The sequence below is a fragment of the Klebsiella sp. GN_Kp190 genome, from assembly GCF_040061795.1.
Lineage (GTDB): Bacteria > Pseudomonadota > Gammaproteobacteria > Enterobacterales > Enterobacteriaceae > Klebsiella > Klebsiella michiganensis.
This window is the reverse complement of sequence record NZ_JBEAFN010000040.1, coordinates 14,091-29,659: the sequence shown is the minus strand read 5'-3', so window position 1 is coordinate 29,659 and position 15,569 is coordinate 14,091. Positions and strand designations below refer to the sequence as shown.

The window sequence follows — 15,569 nt, the reverse complement described above, 5'->3', positions numbered from 1 at the left end:
ACCCGGGGCTTCGCCGGAACGAGCCGTGGTTTGACTATCGCGAACCGACGTCCAGATAAACGCGATAACGAATAGAACGGTAAACAGCACCACAATGGTCGGCGCCGGGGCGCTGTCGAGATAAAACGACAGCCACACGCCGCCCAGCGAACAGCTTAACGCTATCGCCACCGCCAGCAGCAGGGCGCTGACAAAACGCCGCGTCAGCAGCAGAGCGATCGCCCCCGGCGCTATCAGCAGCGAAATCGACAAAATGATCCCCACCGCTTTCAGCGTCGCCACGATGGTCAGCGCAATCATACACAGCAGCCCATAATGCAGCAGCCCGCAGCGCAATCCGCTGGCCTTCGCCTGCTGCGGATCAAAGGCGTGCAGCAGAAAATCACGCCACTTAAGCCCGATTATCAGCGCAATCGCCAGCGCGATCAGCGACGTTTGCGCAATATCGCTGGCGGAAATACCCAGCATGTCGCCAAACAGAATATGATCGAGATGGACCTCCGACTGAATCGACACGTACAGCACCAGGCCCGCGCCAAACATCCCGGAAAAGACGATGCCCATGATCGTATCGCGCTTAATGCGGCTGTTATCATCGAGATAACCGGTGGCGATGGCGCAGAACAACCCGGCGATAAACGCGCCGATGGCGAAGGGGATACCGAGGATATACGCCACCACCACGCCCGGAAAAACTGCGTGGCTCATGGCATCGCCCATCAGCGCCCAGCCCTTGAGCACCAAAAACACCGACAGCAGCGCGCAGGGGACGGCAACGATCGCCGCCACCAGCATGGCGTTGACCATAAAGGAGAACTGGAAAGGTTCAATCAGCGCGCTCAGCATGAGGCCTCCCTGGCGCGGCGACGGCTGGCGAGCAGGCCGTGCTTCGGCGCGAAAACAAAAGCGGCTAAAAACAGCAGCGTCTGGGCGACGACGATAATCCCCCCGGTCGCCCCGTCCAGATAGTAGCTCAGCCACGCGCCGAAAAAGCTGGTCAGGCTGCCAATCGCGACGGCAATCGCCAGCAGGCGCGGGAAGCGGTCGGTCAACAGCCAGGCGGTGGCCCCGGGCGTCACCACCAGGCAAATCACCAGAAACGCGCCGACGGTCTGCAGCGCCGCCACGGTACAGGCCGCCAGCAGAGTAAAGAACAGCAGCTTCAGCGCGGTGGTATTCAGGCCAATGGAACGAGCGTGGTTCTCATCGAAAAAGGTCACCATCAGGTCTTTCCACTTCAGCAGCAGAATCGCCATCGAAATAGAGCCAATCGCCGCCAGCTGGATAATATCCTCCGGGGCGATGGCCAGAATATTGCCGAGAATAATGGTCTGGATATTCACCGAAGTGGGGTTCAGCGACACCATAAACAGGCCAATACCGAAAAAAGAGGAGAAGATCAGGCCGATAATCGCGTCTTCCTTCAGCTTCGAACGCTGGTTAAGAAACAGCATGCTGCCCGCCGCCAGGCCGCCGGAAAGAAACGCCCCCAGCGCGAAGGGCAGACCGAGCATATAAGCGCCCGCCACGCCGGGCACGATGGAGTGGGAGAGGGCGTCGCCAATCAGCGACCAGCCTTTAAGCATCAGGTAGCAGGAGAGAAACGCGCACACCCCGCCCACCAGCGCCGAGACCCACATCGCGTTCAGCATATAGTGATAACCAAACGGCTCCAGTAGCCAGCTCATCTTTCGCCTCCCGCCGCCCGACGGCTGATAAACGGCCGCTCATCGTCGGTGATAATCCGCTCTTCCGCGCCGCTCAGCACCACGTGGCGCAGCACGCCGCTAAACGCCAGTTCGAGGTTTTCGGCGGTAAAGGTGCTTTCCGTCGGGCCGCTGGCCAGCACGGTGCCTTTGACCATCACCGTGTAGTCGCAGAACTCGCTTACCGAGCCGAGGTTATGGGTGGAAACCAGCATGGTGCAGCCTTCGTCGCGCAGTTCCCGCAGCAGCTCGATGATGCGCGCTTCGGTCTGCACGTCGACGCCGGTAAAGGGTTCATCCAGCAGAATGACTTTTCCCTGCTGAGCGATAGCGCGGGCCAGAAACACGCGCTTTTTCTGCCCGCCGGAGAGTTCGCCGATCTGGCGGTGGCGGTACTCGCTCATGCCGACCCGCGCCAGGGCGGCGTCGACAATCTCATGGTCGCGCGGTTTGGCCCGCCGTAGCCAGCCCATATGGCCATAGCGCCCCATCATCACCACATCTTCCACCAGCACCGGGAAGGACCAGTCCACCTCTTCCGCCTGCGGAACGTAGGCGACGAGGTTCTGCCGCAGGGCGCGATTAACCGGCTGACCGAGAATCGCAATATCGCCTTTTCCGACGCGCACAAAGCCCATCAGCGCTTTAAACAGCGTCGATTTTCCCGAGCCGTTCACCCCGACCAGCGCCGCGATGGCGCTGCGCGGGACGCTAAAAGAAGCATCGCGCAGCGCGGTATGACCGTTGCGGTAGGTGACGCTGACGTTGTTGACCGCGAGGCCCGGCAGCTCGTGACTCATGCCTGTTTCCTTAGTCCGTCGTTGATGCCCTGGACGATGGTTTGGGTGGTGACGCGCAGCAGGTCGAGATAGGTCGGCACCGGGCCATCGGCGGCGCTCAGAGAGTCGACGTACAGGACGCCGCCGTAGTGGGCGCCGGCTTCCCGGGCCACCTGACGCGCCGGTTTATCAGAGATGGTGCTTTCGCTAAAGATAGTCGGGATCCGCTCTTTCTTCATGGTGTCGATGGTTTTGCGCACCTGCTGCGGGGTGCCCTGCTGGTCGGCGTTTATCGGCCACAGATAGCGCTCCTGGAGGCCGTTATCGCGGGCCAGATAGGAGAACGCGCCCTCGCTGGTCACCAGCCAGCGCTTATCCTGCGGCAGCTTCGCCAGTTCCGCCTTCAGCGGCGCCATGGTCTGGCGGATCTTCTCTTTGTAGGCTTCGGCGTTGTGGCGATAGGCGTCGGCGTTCGCAGGATCGTATTTCACCAGCGCGTCGCGAATATTATCGACGTAGATCAGCGCATTGTCCGCCGACATCCACGCGTGCGGGTTGGGCTTACCGTTATACGGCCCTTCGCTGATGCCCATCGGCTGAATGCCGTTGCTGACCACCACTTCCGGTACGCCGTTTAGGTGCTGATAAAAGCGGGCGAACCACAGTTCAAGGTTCAGGCCGTTGGCGAGGATCAGCTGCGCGCCCTGCGCGCGTTTGATATCCCCGGGGGTCGGCTGATATTCATGGATCTCGGCCCCCGGTTTGGTGATGGAGCTGACGTCGGCGGCGTCGCCCGCGACGTTTTGCGCCATATCGGCGATCACCGTGAAGGTGGTAATCACTTTAAATTTCTCTTTTGCCTGGACGGGGGCGACGGCCAGCAGCGCCAGCGTGGCGGCAAACATCAGATGCTTCAGGGGTGGCAGGTGCAGCATAAGGTCCCTCACAACGTTGCGGTTAATTAATCATCATTTATAGCCATTGCTATGTTATATAGCACAAGCTATTTATAAATGAAAATAATTCTTATTTAGATGTGAGGCGAATGATTAGCGTGCGAACCCGCGGCGGGAGAGGAAAAGGCCCGGCCACGCGGAAGGCCGGACGCTGAAATCAGGAGAGATCGGCCACCGACTGGCGGGGGATCAGGCGGCCCGCCAGCGTGCGCCCTTCGGGAGAGAAGGTGGGGCGCTCGTCAATCAGGTTGCGGATACGCTGCAGGCAGTTCTCCATCAGCTGCTCCAGCGGCCAGGAGATACAGGTCAGCGGCGGATTGAGCAGCGAGGCGAGGGGAGAATCTTCCAGGCTCAGCAGCGAGACCTCCTGCGGTACGGCAACGTTGAACTCGCGCAGCAGGCGCATCGCTTCGGCGGCGTAGCGGTCCCGTTTCACGATAATCACCGAGTATTTGCTGAAGCTATTAATCAGCGTCAGCAGCGCCTGTTCAACGTTATCGTTGGCCGCCAGCATCAGCTGCCGGTTAAAAGGGATGGAGTAGTTTTGCAGGACGTTGCGATAGCCTTCGAGCATCTGGCGGCTGGCGTCATCGCTGTCGTTATCAACGATCAGCGCGATATTGCGATGGCCCTTGCCGATCACGTAGCGGCAGGCGCTTTCGGTGGCAAAAGCGTAGTCGTAGCCCTGATTATTAACCCCGGCAATGCTGAAGCGGTCAAAGGAGATCACGTTGCGCGGCGCATCCGCCGGGACGGCGCCGAGCACCACCACCGCCACGCACTGGCGCTGTAAATCGTCGACGACCGCCGCCTGTTCCGCCGCATCCGTGACGTACTGAACAATCAGGTTTTTATTCAGCCCCTTCAGCGCTAGCGAGAGCATCGGCAGCAGGCGCGCGCCGCTGCTGTCATCGTTCGCCGGGATCACCAGCCCCACGTGATTGGATGTCTGACTGGCGAGGTTTTGCGCGGCAAAGCTCGGGCGGTAGTTAAGTTCCTCTACCGCGCGCAGCACCGCTTCCCGGCTCTCTTCGCGCACGCCCCGCGTGCCGGTCAGCACGCGGGATACCGTCGCTCGGGAGACATTCGCTAATCTTGAAACATCATCAATGGTTGGCATGGCATTTTCTGTCTGAATATTTTCGCCTAGCTTAGCATACCTGCTGAAAAAAGTGTCTACCGCCGACCGGCTTCAGCGTTGGCCAGAACCGGCAGCCAGGCCGCGCCGCGCACGCCGCTGGCGTCGCCGAAGCGGGCCTGTTTGATCTGCGTTCGGCAGCTGTCGGAAAAGAGATACGGGACAATCGCCGACGGCAACTGCTCATAGATTTGCCCGACGTTGGAGAGCCCGCCGCCCAGTACAATCACCTGCGGATCGAGGATATTGATTACCGACGCCAGGCTACGGCCGAAAGCGTCAATAAAATGCCGCCAGTGGGCCAGCGCCTGCGGTTCGCCGTTTTGCGCGGCGGCGATAATCGCTTCCGCAGGCGCCTGCTCGCCGTAGCGGCAGGCAAAGCCGGTACCGGAGATAAAGCTTTCGATGCAATTTTCTTTGCCGCAGTAGCAGGGCTGCGCCGGGCCGTCGCGCTCGGGGCGGTACCCCGGCAGAGGATTGTGTCCCCATTCGCCAGCGATGGCGTTAGGCCCGCTGAGCAGCCGTTGGTTCACCGCAACGCCGCCGCCGCAGCCGGTACCGATGATAACGCCGAATACGGTCGTTGCCCCCGCGCCCGCGCCGTCTACCGCCTCAGAGAGGGTGAAGCAGTCGGCATCGTTCGCCATCCATACCGGTTGACCAAGTTCCCGCATCAGGTCATGACGCAGGTCGTGGCCGTTGAGCACCAGACAGTTGCAGTTTTTAATCAGGCCGCTTTGCGGGTCGATAGCCCCCGGCAGGCCGATGCCGAGAGTAAACGGCCGTTCGCTCCAGTCGCGGACGGTCGCAATCAGTCCGAGCAGCTGCTGCATAAACGCCTGATAGCTCTCTTTATGCGTCGGACGGCGCTGGCGATAGACGCACTCGCCCGCCGCGTTGAGCAGGACGGCTTCCATTTTGGTGCCGCCAATGTCTAAACCCAGATGTAGCATGGTTGTCCTTAATTGTGGTCGACGGTTTCCCGGGCCGCTACGCGTGTAGTTCAGGTAGCCCGGCTAAGCGCAGCGCGAGCCGGGAAGTCAGTCAGCCAGGTGACATGAGCATTTACCGTTTTCCCGGGTTGCGGCGTAAACGCCTTACCCGGGCTACGTCATCTCCTCTCCCCGGAGAGGGGGAACCCTACGCGTGCAGCGGTCGCGAGCGGTAAATGGCGATCAGTTCGCCGATCAGCTCTTTCGCCAGAATCGAGGTCATCAGATGATCCTGAGCGTGAACCATCACCAGAGTCATTTTGGTTTTACCCTCGCCTTCGTCGGCCTCAATCAGCTGGGTCTGTACCAAATGCGCCTCGCGGGCAAAATGCGCCGCTTCTTTCATTTTTTCGTCGGCGGCGGCGAAATCACCCGCTTTAGCGCAGCTCAGCGCTTCGTAACAGAGACTACGCGACTGCCCGGCGTTGATGATGATACCCATTACCTGTTCTTCTAATTCCATGACAAACCTCTGAATAGTATTAATTATGCGGACTGCGGCGCGCTTTCGGCTTGGGCCGCCGCGTTAGCGTGCTCCTGCTCCAGCAGCTGTTTTTCGTAGGCTTTGAGGAACGGCAGATACATCACCATCGCCGTCGCCATGCAAATCAGGCACATGATCACCGGGCTAAAGCTCCAGTTCGCCGCCCACGAGGCGCCGATAGGGGCCGGCGTCGTCCACGGCGTCATCGACACCACGCGGCTCACCAGGTCCAGCTTCAGCGCAAAGTAGGCCAGGGTTGCGTTGATCATCGGCACCAGCACGAACGGCAGGAAGAACAGCGGATTCATAATGATCGGCGCGCCGAACAGAATCGGTTCGTTGATGTTAAATACGCCCGGCACTACGCCCATCCGGCCAATCGTCCGCAGATGCACCGCCTTACTGCGCAGCAGCATCAAAGCCAGCGGCAGGGTGGAGCCGACGCCGCCGATCAGCAGATAGTGATCCCAGAAGCCCTGGACATAGATATGCGGGATCGCGGTGCCTGCGGCCATCGCCGCCTGGTTGATCGACAGGTTCGCCATCCAGAACGGATTCATAATCCCGGTGACGATCAGCGCCCCGTGAATGCCGGCAAACCACAGCACCTGGCACACCAGCACCGACAGCAGAATCGCCGGTAGGGTATCGGACGCCGCCACCAGCGGTTTCACCAGCGACATGATCGCTTCCGGGATGATCATGCCCAGCTGCGCTTCGATAAACAGATTCAGCGGATGCAGCGTCAGCACGATCGCCAGCACCGGGATCAGGATCTCAAACGAGCGCGCCACGCCCGCCGGCACTTCAGGCGGCAGACGGATCGTAATATTGTGGCGCTTGAGGAAGGCGTACAGCTCGGTAGAGTAAATCGCCACCAGAATTGCGGTGAAGATCCCCTGGCCGGAGAAGTAGGCGGTGGAGATCTGGCCATCTTTCAGCGGCGCGGCCACCAGCAGGAACGACATCAGGGACAGCATCCCGGCGGTCAGCGAGTCCAGATTGTGGTGTTTTGCCAGGCTGGCGGCGATCCCGACGGCGATAAACAGCGTCATCACCCCCATGCTGAAGTTAAACGGCAGCATCAGCGCATCTCGATGATCGAGAGAAAATTGCAGCCAGGCGCGGGCAAAGCCCCACGTCGTATCCGGGGAAAACGGCGGGAAGATAAAGACCAGCAAAAACGAGCCGACGATCATAAAGGGCAGGGCGGTAATAAAACCGTCGCGGATGGAGGTGACGTATTTTTGTTGGCCGATCGCCCCCGCCATAGGCGTGATCTTCTGTTCAATCACGGCGATCAGCTTCGCGTACAGAGAGCTCATGATCTTTCCTTAGTTTTTGTTATCGATAAGGGAAAGCGCGAAATCCAGTACGGCGCCGCCTTTCTGCATGCCGTAATCCATCATGTTGATGGGTTCCACGCGGATACCGTATTTATCAGCCTGCTTTTGCAGATCTTTCTGCATGTATTTCACCTGCGGCCCCAGCAGGACCACCTGGTAATGGCCGACCTGTTGATCGAATTCCGCGACGCCAAAGGCGTTGATCTCCACCGGCAGACCGCGCTGCTCGGCTTCGGCGATCATTTTTTTCACCAGCAGGCTGGTGGACATGCCCGCGGAACAGCACAACATTATCTTTTTCATATATCGCTCCTGATGAGATGGATGCGCCGACTATAGTCATAACGGATATAAAACGGAAAGCGCTTTCCGTTAGTGGATTTATTTATTGTGACCACGATCACCTATGGCGGGCTTTTACTTTACCCGGGAGTGCGCGATCATCCTGGCGACACCTCTATTCTTAAAGGCAGGATTATGAACATTCAGTTGATGAATGTTGCCGTCGATATCATCGAACAGCGGCTGGCGCCGCTGGCCAACGTTCTGACGCGCAATAACCACATTACGGCGATGCGCGACAGCTTTGCGCTGGCGATGCCGTTTGTGATTGTGGGAAGTTTGCTGGTGCCGATTTTGTTTCCGCCCGTTTCCATCAACGGCGCATCGGCTTTCGGCCAGTTCTATTTCCAGCTGCGGCCCATTCTGCTGCCAACCTTTGAATTGACTATCGGGCTGGTGGCGCTGATTGTGGCCTTCGGCGCCAGCGCCAGCCTTGCCAAGCAGTACCGGCTGCCGGAGCGGCTCTGCGGGCTGACCGGCTGCCTGGCGTTTTTGCTGTTTATCGGCTTTCGCGACAACGGCGCGACCAATATTTTCCTCGGCGGAATGGGGATTTTTACCGCGCTGATTTCAAGCACTTACTCTATTGAAATCGTGCGCTTTTTCTATAAGAAAGGCTGGTGCATCCGCCTGCCGGAAGAGGTGCCGGTGATGACCCGCAACGGCTTTCAGCTGCTGATCCCGCTGCTGGTGGTGATGCTCTCTATTAGCGTCATCAACGCGCTGCTGCTGCAGAGCACCGGGCGCATTTTACCGGAGCTGATTAGCGAAGCGGTGCGGCCGCTGGTGGTGGCGTCCGATACCCTAACTGCGGTATTAATTTCTTTATTTATCTGCAACCTGCTTTGGTTTGTCGGCATTCACGGCGCGCTGATTATCACCGGGATTATGAACCCGTTCTGGATGACCTATCTGTTTGAAAACCAGCAGGCGCTGGCCGCCGGTTCCGCTACGCTGCCGCATATCTACCTGCAGGGATTCTGGGATTTCTACCTGCTGATCGGCGGCATCGGCTCGACGCTGCCGCTGGTTTTTATGGCGATGCGCAGCCGTTCGCGGCAGCTGAAAAGCGTGGGGAAAATTGGCCTCCTGCCCTCGCTGTTTAACATCAATGAGCCGATATTGTTCGGCTTTCCGATTATCATGAACCCGGTTTTCCTGCTGCCGTTTCTTTTTGTACCGCTGATAAACGCCTGTATCGCCTGGTATTTAACTCATCTTGGGGTTCTCGATCGGGCGGTGGCGATGCTGCCGTGGTCGATGCCGGCGCCGCTCGGCGCGGCGTGGTCAGCCAACGGCAGCTGGAAAAACCTCTGCATGTGCCTGTTCGCCATTTTTAATGCCTGGATGCTCTATCGTCCGTTCTTCAAGGTCTATGAACGGCAGCTCGCCGACGCCGAACGCTAAGCTTTTCGCCTGCCTGCCACAGCCCGCCGCGCGCGGGCTTTTTTATTTCCGCTCAAAGATGTGATCTAAATCACGAATATTTGCCCGCTATCGTTAAATTTGTGAACTCATCCGGCAATTACGGAAAGCGCTTTCCATTAACGGATGTACATTTCCAATTTTGATCCGTAAATTTCCTCCCGTTCTCAGGCAGTGTTAATAAAAAAATAACCAAGGATAAAAAATGATCAGGCTAAATCATTCAATACCTCTGTCTTTACTCGCCCTCGCGGTGATGAGCGACTGCGCCATCGCCGATCAGAAGTACGATTTTATGCTCCACGGCTATATCCGTTCGGGGATCCTCGCCAACGCCGACGGTAACCGCGCCGACTCCGTTGGCCTGATGCCGGACGGCAAGTGGCGTCTGGGCAACGAAGAGGACACCAAGATCGAACTGATCCCAACGGTGACGTTAACCTCGGACAGCGGCGTGGTGGCTAAAGTCCAGGCCAACATTACCCATCAGTCGAAATGCACCTCAGACTGGAACTGTCAGGATGACGACGGGCATGATGTGCAGTTCCGTGAAGGTTTTGCCGAACTGTCAAATCTCGACTTCGCCCCGGAAATGACCTTCTGGGCCGGTAAGCGCTACAGCAGCTCCAACACCTCCAGCCACCAGTTCGACTGGGAGTACATTCAGTACAACGGCACCGGCGGCGGCTTCGACAACATGGATCTCGGCTTCGCGCGCTTCGATGCCGGGGTTTACGCCTTCTCGCCGACGGATGAAACCAAAGCCTACCCGGTCGACAAAGGCGATCAGGGCTATCCGGATGACTACTCGCTCAACCTGTGGCTGAAAAAGATCGGCGGCACCGGCTTCGATCTTGAGCTGATTGGCCACCACATGAACCGCAACGAGAAGCACCCGACCTCGGCGGAGAAGGGCTACGGCGTGACCGGCGTTTACAACTTTGACGGCTTTTACGGCCTGACCGGCGGCTACTCTCGCGTGGTCTTCCAGTACGGGCGCGGCCTGGCGGCGGGAGACTCGCTGGGTAAAAACGGCTGGGGCTGGGCAAACCTCGACGATACCCAGTCCTGGCGCGTGGTGCTGGATAACATGGCCTCGCTCGGCGACTGGGAAATCTCCACGTTCGCCTACTATCAGAAAGACAAAAACTACCGCTGGTGGACGGAAGACGCCGAAGGCTGGGGGCGCACCAGCTGGGTGGCGGGGATTCGCCCGTACCAGCAGATCACCAAAAACTTCGCCATGCAGTACGAGCTGGGCTACGAATATCTCGACGATAAAAACTACAAAGGCGTGGACGGCAAAGGCAAAGGCGGCCTGACCAAAGTGACCATCGCGCCGACCCTGACCTTTGATTCCGGCTTCTGGACTCGCCCGCAGCTGCGCTTCTTCGTGACTTACGCGAAGTGGGATAAAGGGGTGTCCGACGCGCTGGACGGCAACTACGACTGGAGCACCAATACCCTTTCCGCCGGTAGCTACTCGCGCAGCGGCGACACCGATACGCTGAATTTTGGCGTGCAGGCCGAAGTCTGGTTCTAAGGAGAGATAACGATGATTAAGCCGGTGAAAAAACTGATGCTCGTCGCGCTGCTTTCGGCGCTGGGAAGCGCAGGCGCGATGGCCGCGGAGCAGTCGCACTTTGAACACTTTATTACCCGCGACGGCGCAACGTTAAAAGATGGCGACAAGGTGTTCCGCTTTGCGGGCATTCATGCGCCGGAGCTGCACCGTATCGAGGACGATGCGCGTGGTACCTGCAAGGCCGACTCACGCGGCTGGGGGCAATACTTCCGCTGGCCGACGGCGGAGGAACAGGAAAACTGGATTAAAGCGCTCGTGCAAACCGGCGCCAGGGCGCAGCGGGTATACGTGCTCTCGGTGCAGCAGACGTTTGACGAGGCCTGCGGTCGCGAAACCCATATTCTGGCCCCGGAAACCGCCGACGGCATGCCGCGCCTGAACGAAAAGGCGATGCGGGTATACGACAACATGATCGCCGAGGCGGACAAACAGGGGCTGCGCCTGATTCTGCCGTTTATCGATCACTGGTGGTGGTGGGGCGGTCGCGAGCAGCTGGCGGCGTTCTACCACGAAAAGCCGGAGGATTTTTACCGTACCGACAGTAAAACCTTCAAGGCCTATCTTGATGTGATTCGCCAGGTCATCACCCGTACCAACAGCGTGACCGGGCGCCCCTATTACGACGAAAAAGCGATTATGGCCTGGGAGACCGGCAACGAGCTGGAGGACACCAACGCGGCGTTCCTCCAGCAGACCGCCGCGTGGATCAAAAAGTGGGCGCCGCATCAGCTGGTGGTGGATGGCACCTACAAGAAAATTAATGCGTTTGCGCTTAACGATCCCCATGTTGATATCGTCAGCAACCACTACTACACCAATGCCGATAACAACCATCCCGATCAGGTGAAAAAAGACCTGACGGCGGCAGCGGGTAAGAAAGTCTACATGGTGGGCGAATTTGGCCTGCTGGACGCGCAGCAGCTTAACGCCATTATGCAGTCGATCGTCCATAGCGAAGTCAACGGCGCGCAGGCGGCGGGCGGTTTAATCTGGGGCTTCCGCGGTCATCGTCACGACGGCGGCTTCTACTGGCACAAAGAGTCCACCGGCCACTACAGCTACCATCTGCCGGGTTTCCCGGTCGAAGGTAAGGCCAACCAGGAGATGGAGGTGGTCGACCTGGTGCGCACCGCCGCCGCGCAGATGAACGGGCAGGAGAAAGCGCCGCCGCTGCCGAAACCTGACGCGCCGACGCTGCGGCCGACGGATTCACCGTTTGCGATCAACTGGCTGGGGGCGGCGGTAGGGCGCGCCTATGATGTTGAGCGCGCTGATTCGCCATCCGGGCCGTGGAAGGTCGTGGGGCGCGACATTTCCGACGGCGTTAACGAGTGGAACCCGCAGACGATGGATCTGTTCCGCGATGACTATCGCAGTCTGCGGCTGGGGAATACGTACTATTACCGCGTCATCGCTAAAAACGAGAGCGGCAGTTCATCGCCTTCGAACGTGATTAGCGTGAAGCATACTCAGGCGAATCAGGCGCCGGTAGTGGCGCTGGCGGAGACGCTCACCACCAGCCAGGACCAGGGCGTGCAGCTCAGCGCGAGCTGGCGCGATGACGCCCTCCCGGACCGCAACGTGACGGTGAGCTGGAGCAACGGCGGCAGCGCGCAGGCCCACTTCTGCGCGACGGATAAAGCCGAAACCCGCGCCTGGTTCAGCGCCCCCGGTGAATACGCGCTGACTTTTAGCGCCGATGACGGCCTGCTCAAAAGCAGCAAAACCGTTAAGGTCACGGTGACGGAAGCCGTCGGTAAAGTCCCCGCCGACTACTGCCGTTTTGGCGGCGGGGTATTGAACGTGACCGATGGCAAGATTGCGGCGGCGAAAAGCGAAAAAGACGCGCTGGCGATTGGCGACGACGGCTTCCTCGGGCCGTTCGCCAACGACGGGGATAAGGTCAGCTGGCAGGTTTCCGCGCCGTGGGCCGGCAAGTATCAGCTGCGGGTGACGTTCAGCGGCAAATGGGGCGGCAAGAAAAACTCGTTTATCGTCAACGACGGCGCGCCAATCGCGGTTGAATTCCCGCAGACCGATGAGCAGGGCCAGCAGCTGCTGGTGCCGGTTGAGCTGAAGGCCGGCGATAACCGCATCGACTTCGGTAAATTCGCCGGCGACTGGGGCTACATGTTTATCAAATCGATTGAAGTGGTTGCAGAGTAGTGCTTATTGGCTGCGCCCGTTGGGTGCGGCCTTTTTTAACTTACAGGAGGCGTTATGACCCGGTATCAGTTTCCGGAAGGCTTTTTATGGGGCGCGGCGGCATCCGGTCCGCAAACGGAAGGGATAAGCAACAAGCCGCACCGTTCTATTTGGGATAGCTGGTTTGCCGAACAGCCGGAACGTTTTTATCAGCAGATTGGGCCGCAAACCGTTTGCGACACCTATCATCAGTATCCCCAGGACGTGGCGTTGATGAAGCGGACCGGGTTCAACTCCTTCCGCACGTCGATTCAGTGGTCGCGGCTGATTGACGACTTCGAAACCGGCGCGCCCAATGCGGACGCGGTGCGTTTCTATCATGCCTACCTTGATGAGATGATTGAAAACGGCATCGAGCCGATGATCAACCTCTATCATTTTGACATGCCGGAAGCGCTGCAAAAGCAGTACGGCGGCTTTGAGTCGGCGCACGTGACCGATCTCTTCGCGCGTTTTGCCCGTACCGCTTTTGAGCTATTCGGTCACAAGGTGAAATACTGGATTACCTTCAACGAGCCGATTGTGCCGGTTGAGGGCGGCTACCTGTACGACTTCCACTATCCCTGCAAGAAAGACGGCAGGCTGGCGGCGCAGGTGGCGTTTAACATTATGCTGGCCCACGCCAAAGCGGTGCGCGAGTTTCGCGCGCTGGCGCTGGAAAGCGAGATTGGCGTGGTGCTGAATCTGACGCCGTCCTATACCCGCAACGACAGCGCGGAAGACCAAAAAGCGGCGTGGTATGCGGATCTGTTCTTCAACCGCAGCTTCCTCGATCCGCTGGTGAAGCATCAGTTCCCGAAAGCGCTGTGCGAAATTCTGGCCGCGCACCACTGCCTGCCGGAGGTGACAAAAGCCGACGTGGAGCTGATTACCGGATCGCGCGTCGATTTTCTCGGCGTTAACTATTACGTTCCGCGGCGGGTGAAGGCGCGCGAAAGCGACTATACGCTGGACTATTTCACCCCGGAGGTCTATTTCGAAAACTACGTGAATCCGCAAGGGCGCTTTAATCCTTATCGCGATAATAATGAGATTCTGCCGCAGGCGATTTATGACATTGCCGCCAATATTCGCGATAACTACGGCAATATAAAGTGGTTCCTCGCGGAAATCGGTATTGCGATGGATATTGAGTCGGAAGGCGAACCGGGCGAAGACGGGGTGATTGACGATTCGTTCCGCATCGGCCTGATGGAAGAGCATCTGGTGCAGCTGCACCGCGCGATAGCCGACGGCGCGAACTGCTTTGGCGTGCATCAGTGGACCTTTATCGATAACTGGTCGTGGATTAACTCGTTCAAGCGCCGCTACGGTTTCTGGCGGCTCGACCTGCAAACCGGAGAGCGGCAGATAAAGCGCAACGCGCTGTGGTTTGCCGAACTGGCGACCAGCAACGGCTTCAGTTCTGATAAATAGCTCGGCAAAATCCCCCGGAGGCGGCGCTTGACGCGCCTGTCCGGGCTACCAAACCGCACGAACTTGTAGCCGGCCAGATGCGCAGCATCGCCTCCGGGAAACCGTACCTACCGGGGCTTCGAGGTCCCCGCCGTCTGTGGACAGGTAGCCCGGCTAAGGCGTCAGCCGCGAGCCGGGGATTACCGGCGCTATTTTTTCATTTCCGCCAGCGAGGCTATCCAGTTCATCGCCAGCTGCGGCCACTCGGCGGCGGGCAGGCCCCGGGTCCCGCGAATGCCAAATCCGTGTTTCCCCTCGGCGAACAGATGCAGCTCGGTCGGCACCTGCTGCGCGCGCAGGGCGTTAAACATCACCAGCGCGTTATCCACCGGCACGGAAGGATCGTCCACCGCGTGGAAAATAAAGGTCGGCGGCGTTTGCGGCGTGACGTTCTGCTCCGGTGAATAGCGGTGCTGCCGCTCTGCCGTCGGCGTTTCGCCAATCAATGCCTTGCGCGATCCGGGATGGGCAATCGCCGGATCCATGGAAATAACCGGATAGCCGAGCACCGCGAAGTCCGGCCGCGCGCTCTGCTGGTCAACCGCGTCCACGGCGGCGTAAGCCGGTTCGCTATAGCGTGTCTCCAGGCTTGCCGCCACGTGTCCCCCGGCGGAAAAGCCCATAATGCCGATTTTTTGCGGGTCGATATGCCAATCGGCGGCCCGCGCCCGCAGGGTACGCAGCGCGCGCTGCGCATCGGCCAACGGCGCCTCGCTGCCTTCCGCGTGACCGTCCGCCGGCATCCGATAGGTCATCACAAACAGGGTATAGCCCCGGGCGTTAAATACCGGGGCGAGATCGCTGCCCTCTTTATCCAATACCACACGCTGGTAAGAGCCGCCCGGCGTCACCAGCAGCGCGATACCGTTGGGCTTCTCTGGCGCGTAAACGGTAATTGTCGGAGCGCGAACGCCGGTGACCGCGCGATCGGGCAGCGAGGGGTCTTTGCTGCGCTCCACCAGCGATTCGCTCGCCGGGCTGTTTTTGGCGCCGGGCGCTTCACCGCCGGGCCAGACGGAAAAGGTGGGAAGAGAGGAAAATGCAGCCTGAGAAGCCAAAAGCAAAGCGATGGCGGCGGCCAGAGGTAAACGCGTCATAAGCATCTCCATTAAGGAAAAGGCTTATTTATCATTCATCAGGAACGGGTAAAGCGAGT

General features: G+C 59.1%; 14 protein-coding genes. 4 read left to right on the top strand and 10 right to left on the bottom strand.

Going from position 1 to position 15,569, the window contains the following annotated elements:
• The 9 genes from ABLU67_RS22735 to ABLU67_RS22695 all read right to left on the bottom strand — a co-directional run.
• A partial coding sequence (locus ABLU67_RS22735; protein WP_348852543.1) for a metal ABC transporter permease occupies positions 1-846 on the bottom strand: 846 nt, incomplete at its 3' end.
• Positions 840-1,688 (bottom strand): iron/manganese ABC transporter permease subunit SitC, encoded by an 849-nt coding sequence (gene sitC / locus ABLU67_RS22730; protein WP_014226546.1) that lies wholly within the window; start codon positions 1,686-1,688, stop codon positions 840-842. The genes ABLU67_RS22735 and sitC, both read right to left, overlap by 7 nt.
• On the bottom strand, positions 1,685-2,506 hold the full coding sequence (locus tag ABLU67_RS22725; protein ID WP_014226545.1) for a manganese/iron ABC transporter ATP-binding protein: 822 nt from the start codon (positions 2,504-2,506) through the stop codon (positions 1,685-1,687). Before ABLU67_RS22725 ends, sitC begins: the two co-directional genes overlap by 4 nt.
• A complete protein-coding gene (locus ABLU67_RS22720; RefSeq protein WP_014226544.1) occupies positions 2,503-3,420 on the bottom strand; it encodes a metal ABC transporter substrate-binding protein in 918 nt (305 codons plus the stop codon). Before ABLU67_RS22720 ends, ABLU67_RS22725 begins: the two co-directional genes overlap by 4 nt.
• A gap of 178 nt (positions 3,421-3,598) precedes the next feature.
• Complete coding sequence (locus ABLU67_RS22715) at positions 3,599-4,561, bottom strand: LacI family DNA-binding transcriptional regulator (RefSeq protein ID WP_025106458.1); 963 nt, start codon at positions 4,559-4,561, stop codon at positions 3,599-3,601.
• A gap of 56 nt (positions 4,562-4,617) precedes the next feature.
• Positions 4,618-5,532, bottom strand: coding sequence for an ROK family protein (locus ABLU67_RS22710; RefSeq protein WP_134898514.1), 915 nt, complete (start codon positions 5,530-5,532; stop codon positions 4,618-4,620).
• A 187-nt stretch (positions 5,533-5,719) separates the two neighbouring features.
• Positions 5,720-6,034, bottom strand: a complete 315-nt coding sequence (locus ABLU67_RS22705) for a PTS lactose/cellobiose transporter subunit IIA (protein WP_014226542.1) — start codon at positions 6,032-6,034, stop codon at positions 5,720-5,722.
• 23 nt (positions 6,035-6,057) lie between these two features.
• Positions 6,058-7,380: a PTS cellobiose transporter subunit IIC gene (locus ABLU67_RS22700; protein WP_004134311.1), complete on the bottom strand. Its 1,323-nt coding sequence runs from the start codon at positions 7,378-7,380 to the stop codon at positions 6,058-6,060.
• A 9-nt stretch (positions 7,381-7,389) separates the two neighbouring features.
• A complete protein-coding gene (locus ABLU67_RS22695) occupies positions 7,390-7,704 on the bottom strand; it encodes a PTS sugar transporter subunit IIB (protein ID WP_004104871.1) in 315 nt (104 codons plus the stop codon).
• Positions 7,705-7,878: 174 nt separating this feature from the next.
• Between ABLU67_RS22695 and ABLU67_RS22690 the strand changes: the two genes are divergently transcribed.
• The 4 genes from ABLU67_RS22690 (at position 7,879) to ABLU67_RS22675 (ending at position 14,374) form a co-directional block, all read left to right on the top strand.
• Positions 7,879-9,150, top strand: a complete 1,272-nt coding sequence (locus tag ABLU67_RS22690) for a PTS transporter subunit EIIC (protein WP_025106460.1) — start codon at positions 7,879-7,881, stop codon at positions 9,148-9,150.
• A gap of 223 nt (positions 9,151-9,373) precedes the next feature.
• A complete protein-coding gene (locus ABLU67_RS22685; protein WP_057173210.1) occupies positions 9,374-10,711 on the top strand; it encodes a carbohydrate porin in 1,338 nt (445 codons plus the stop codon).
• A 15-nt stretch (positions 10,712-10,726) separates the two neighbouring features.
• Positions 10,727-12,919, top strand: a complete 2,193-nt coding sequence (locus tag ABLU67_RS22680) for a CBM35 domain-containing protein (protein ID WP_162557673.1) — start codon at positions 10,727-10,729, stop codon at positions 12,917-12,919.
• Positions 12,920-12,973: 54 nt separating this feature from the next.
• Complete coding sequence (locus tag ABLU67_RS22675) at positions 12,974-14,374, top strand: glycoside hydrolase family 1 protein (protein ID WP_064375646.1); 1,401 nt, start codon at positions 12,974-12,976, stop codon at positions 14,372-14,374.
• Positions 14,375-14,562: 188 nt separating this feature from the next.
• On the opposite strand, the gene ABLU67_RS22670 is transcribed toward ABLU67_RS22675, so the two are convergent.
• Positions 14,563-15,510, bottom strand: a complete 948-nt coding sequence (locus tag ABLU67_RS22670) for an alpha/beta hydrolase (RefSeq protein ID WP_032750987.1) — start codon at positions 15,508-15,510, stop codon at positions 14,563-14,565.
• Positions 15,511-15,569: the final 59 nt, after the last annotated feature.

Coding starts and splice junctions, on each gene's coding strand:
- ABLU67_RS22695 (WP_004104871.1), bottom strand. CDS start 7,704: ATGAAAAAGATAATGTTGTGCTGTTCCGCGGGCATGTCCACCAGCCTG.
- ABLU67_RS22700 (WP_004134311.1), bottom strand. CDS start 7,380: ATGAGCTCTCTGTACGCGAAGCTGATCGCCGTGATTGAACAGAAGATC.
- ABLU67_RS22725 (WP_014226545.1), bottom strand. CDS start 2,506: ATGAGTCACGAGCTGCCGGGCCTCGCGGTCAACAACGTCAGCGTCACC.
- sitC (WP_014226546.1), bottom strand. CDS start 1,688: ATGAGCTGGCTACTGGAGCCGTTTGGTTATCACTATATGCTGAACGCG.
- ABLU67_RS22690 (WP_025106460.1), top strand. CDS start 7,879: ATGAACATTCAGTTGATGAATGTTGCCGTCGATATCATCGAACAGCGG.
- ABLU67_RS22715 (WP_025106458.1), bottom strand. CDS start 4,561: ATGCCAACCATTGATGATGTTTCAAGATTAGCGAATGTCTCCCGAGCG.
- ABLU67_RS22675 (WP_064375646.1), top strand. CDS start 12,974: ATGACCCGGTATCAGTTTCCGGAAGGCTTTTTATGGGGCGCGGCGGCA.
- ABLU67_RS22720 (WP_014226544.1), bottom strand. CDS start 3,420: ATGCTGCACCTGCCACCCCTGAAGCATCTGATGTTTGCCGCCACGCTG.
- ABLU67_RS22710 (WP_134898514.1), bottom strand. CDS start 5,532: ATGCTACATCTGGGTTTAGACATTGGCGGCACCAAAATGGAAGCCGTC.
- ABLU67_RS22670 (WP_032750987.1), bottom strand. CDS start 15,510: ATGACGCGTTTACCTCTGGCCGCCGCCATCGCTTTGCTTTTGGCTTCT.
- ABLU67_RS22705 (WP_014226542.1), bottom strand. CDS start 6,034: ATGGAATTAGAAGAACAGGTAATGGGTATCATCATCAACGCCGGGCAG.
- ABLU67_RS22685 (WP_057173210.1), top strand. CDS start 9,374: ATGATCAGGCTAAATCATTCAATACCTCTGTCTTTACTCGCCCTCGCG.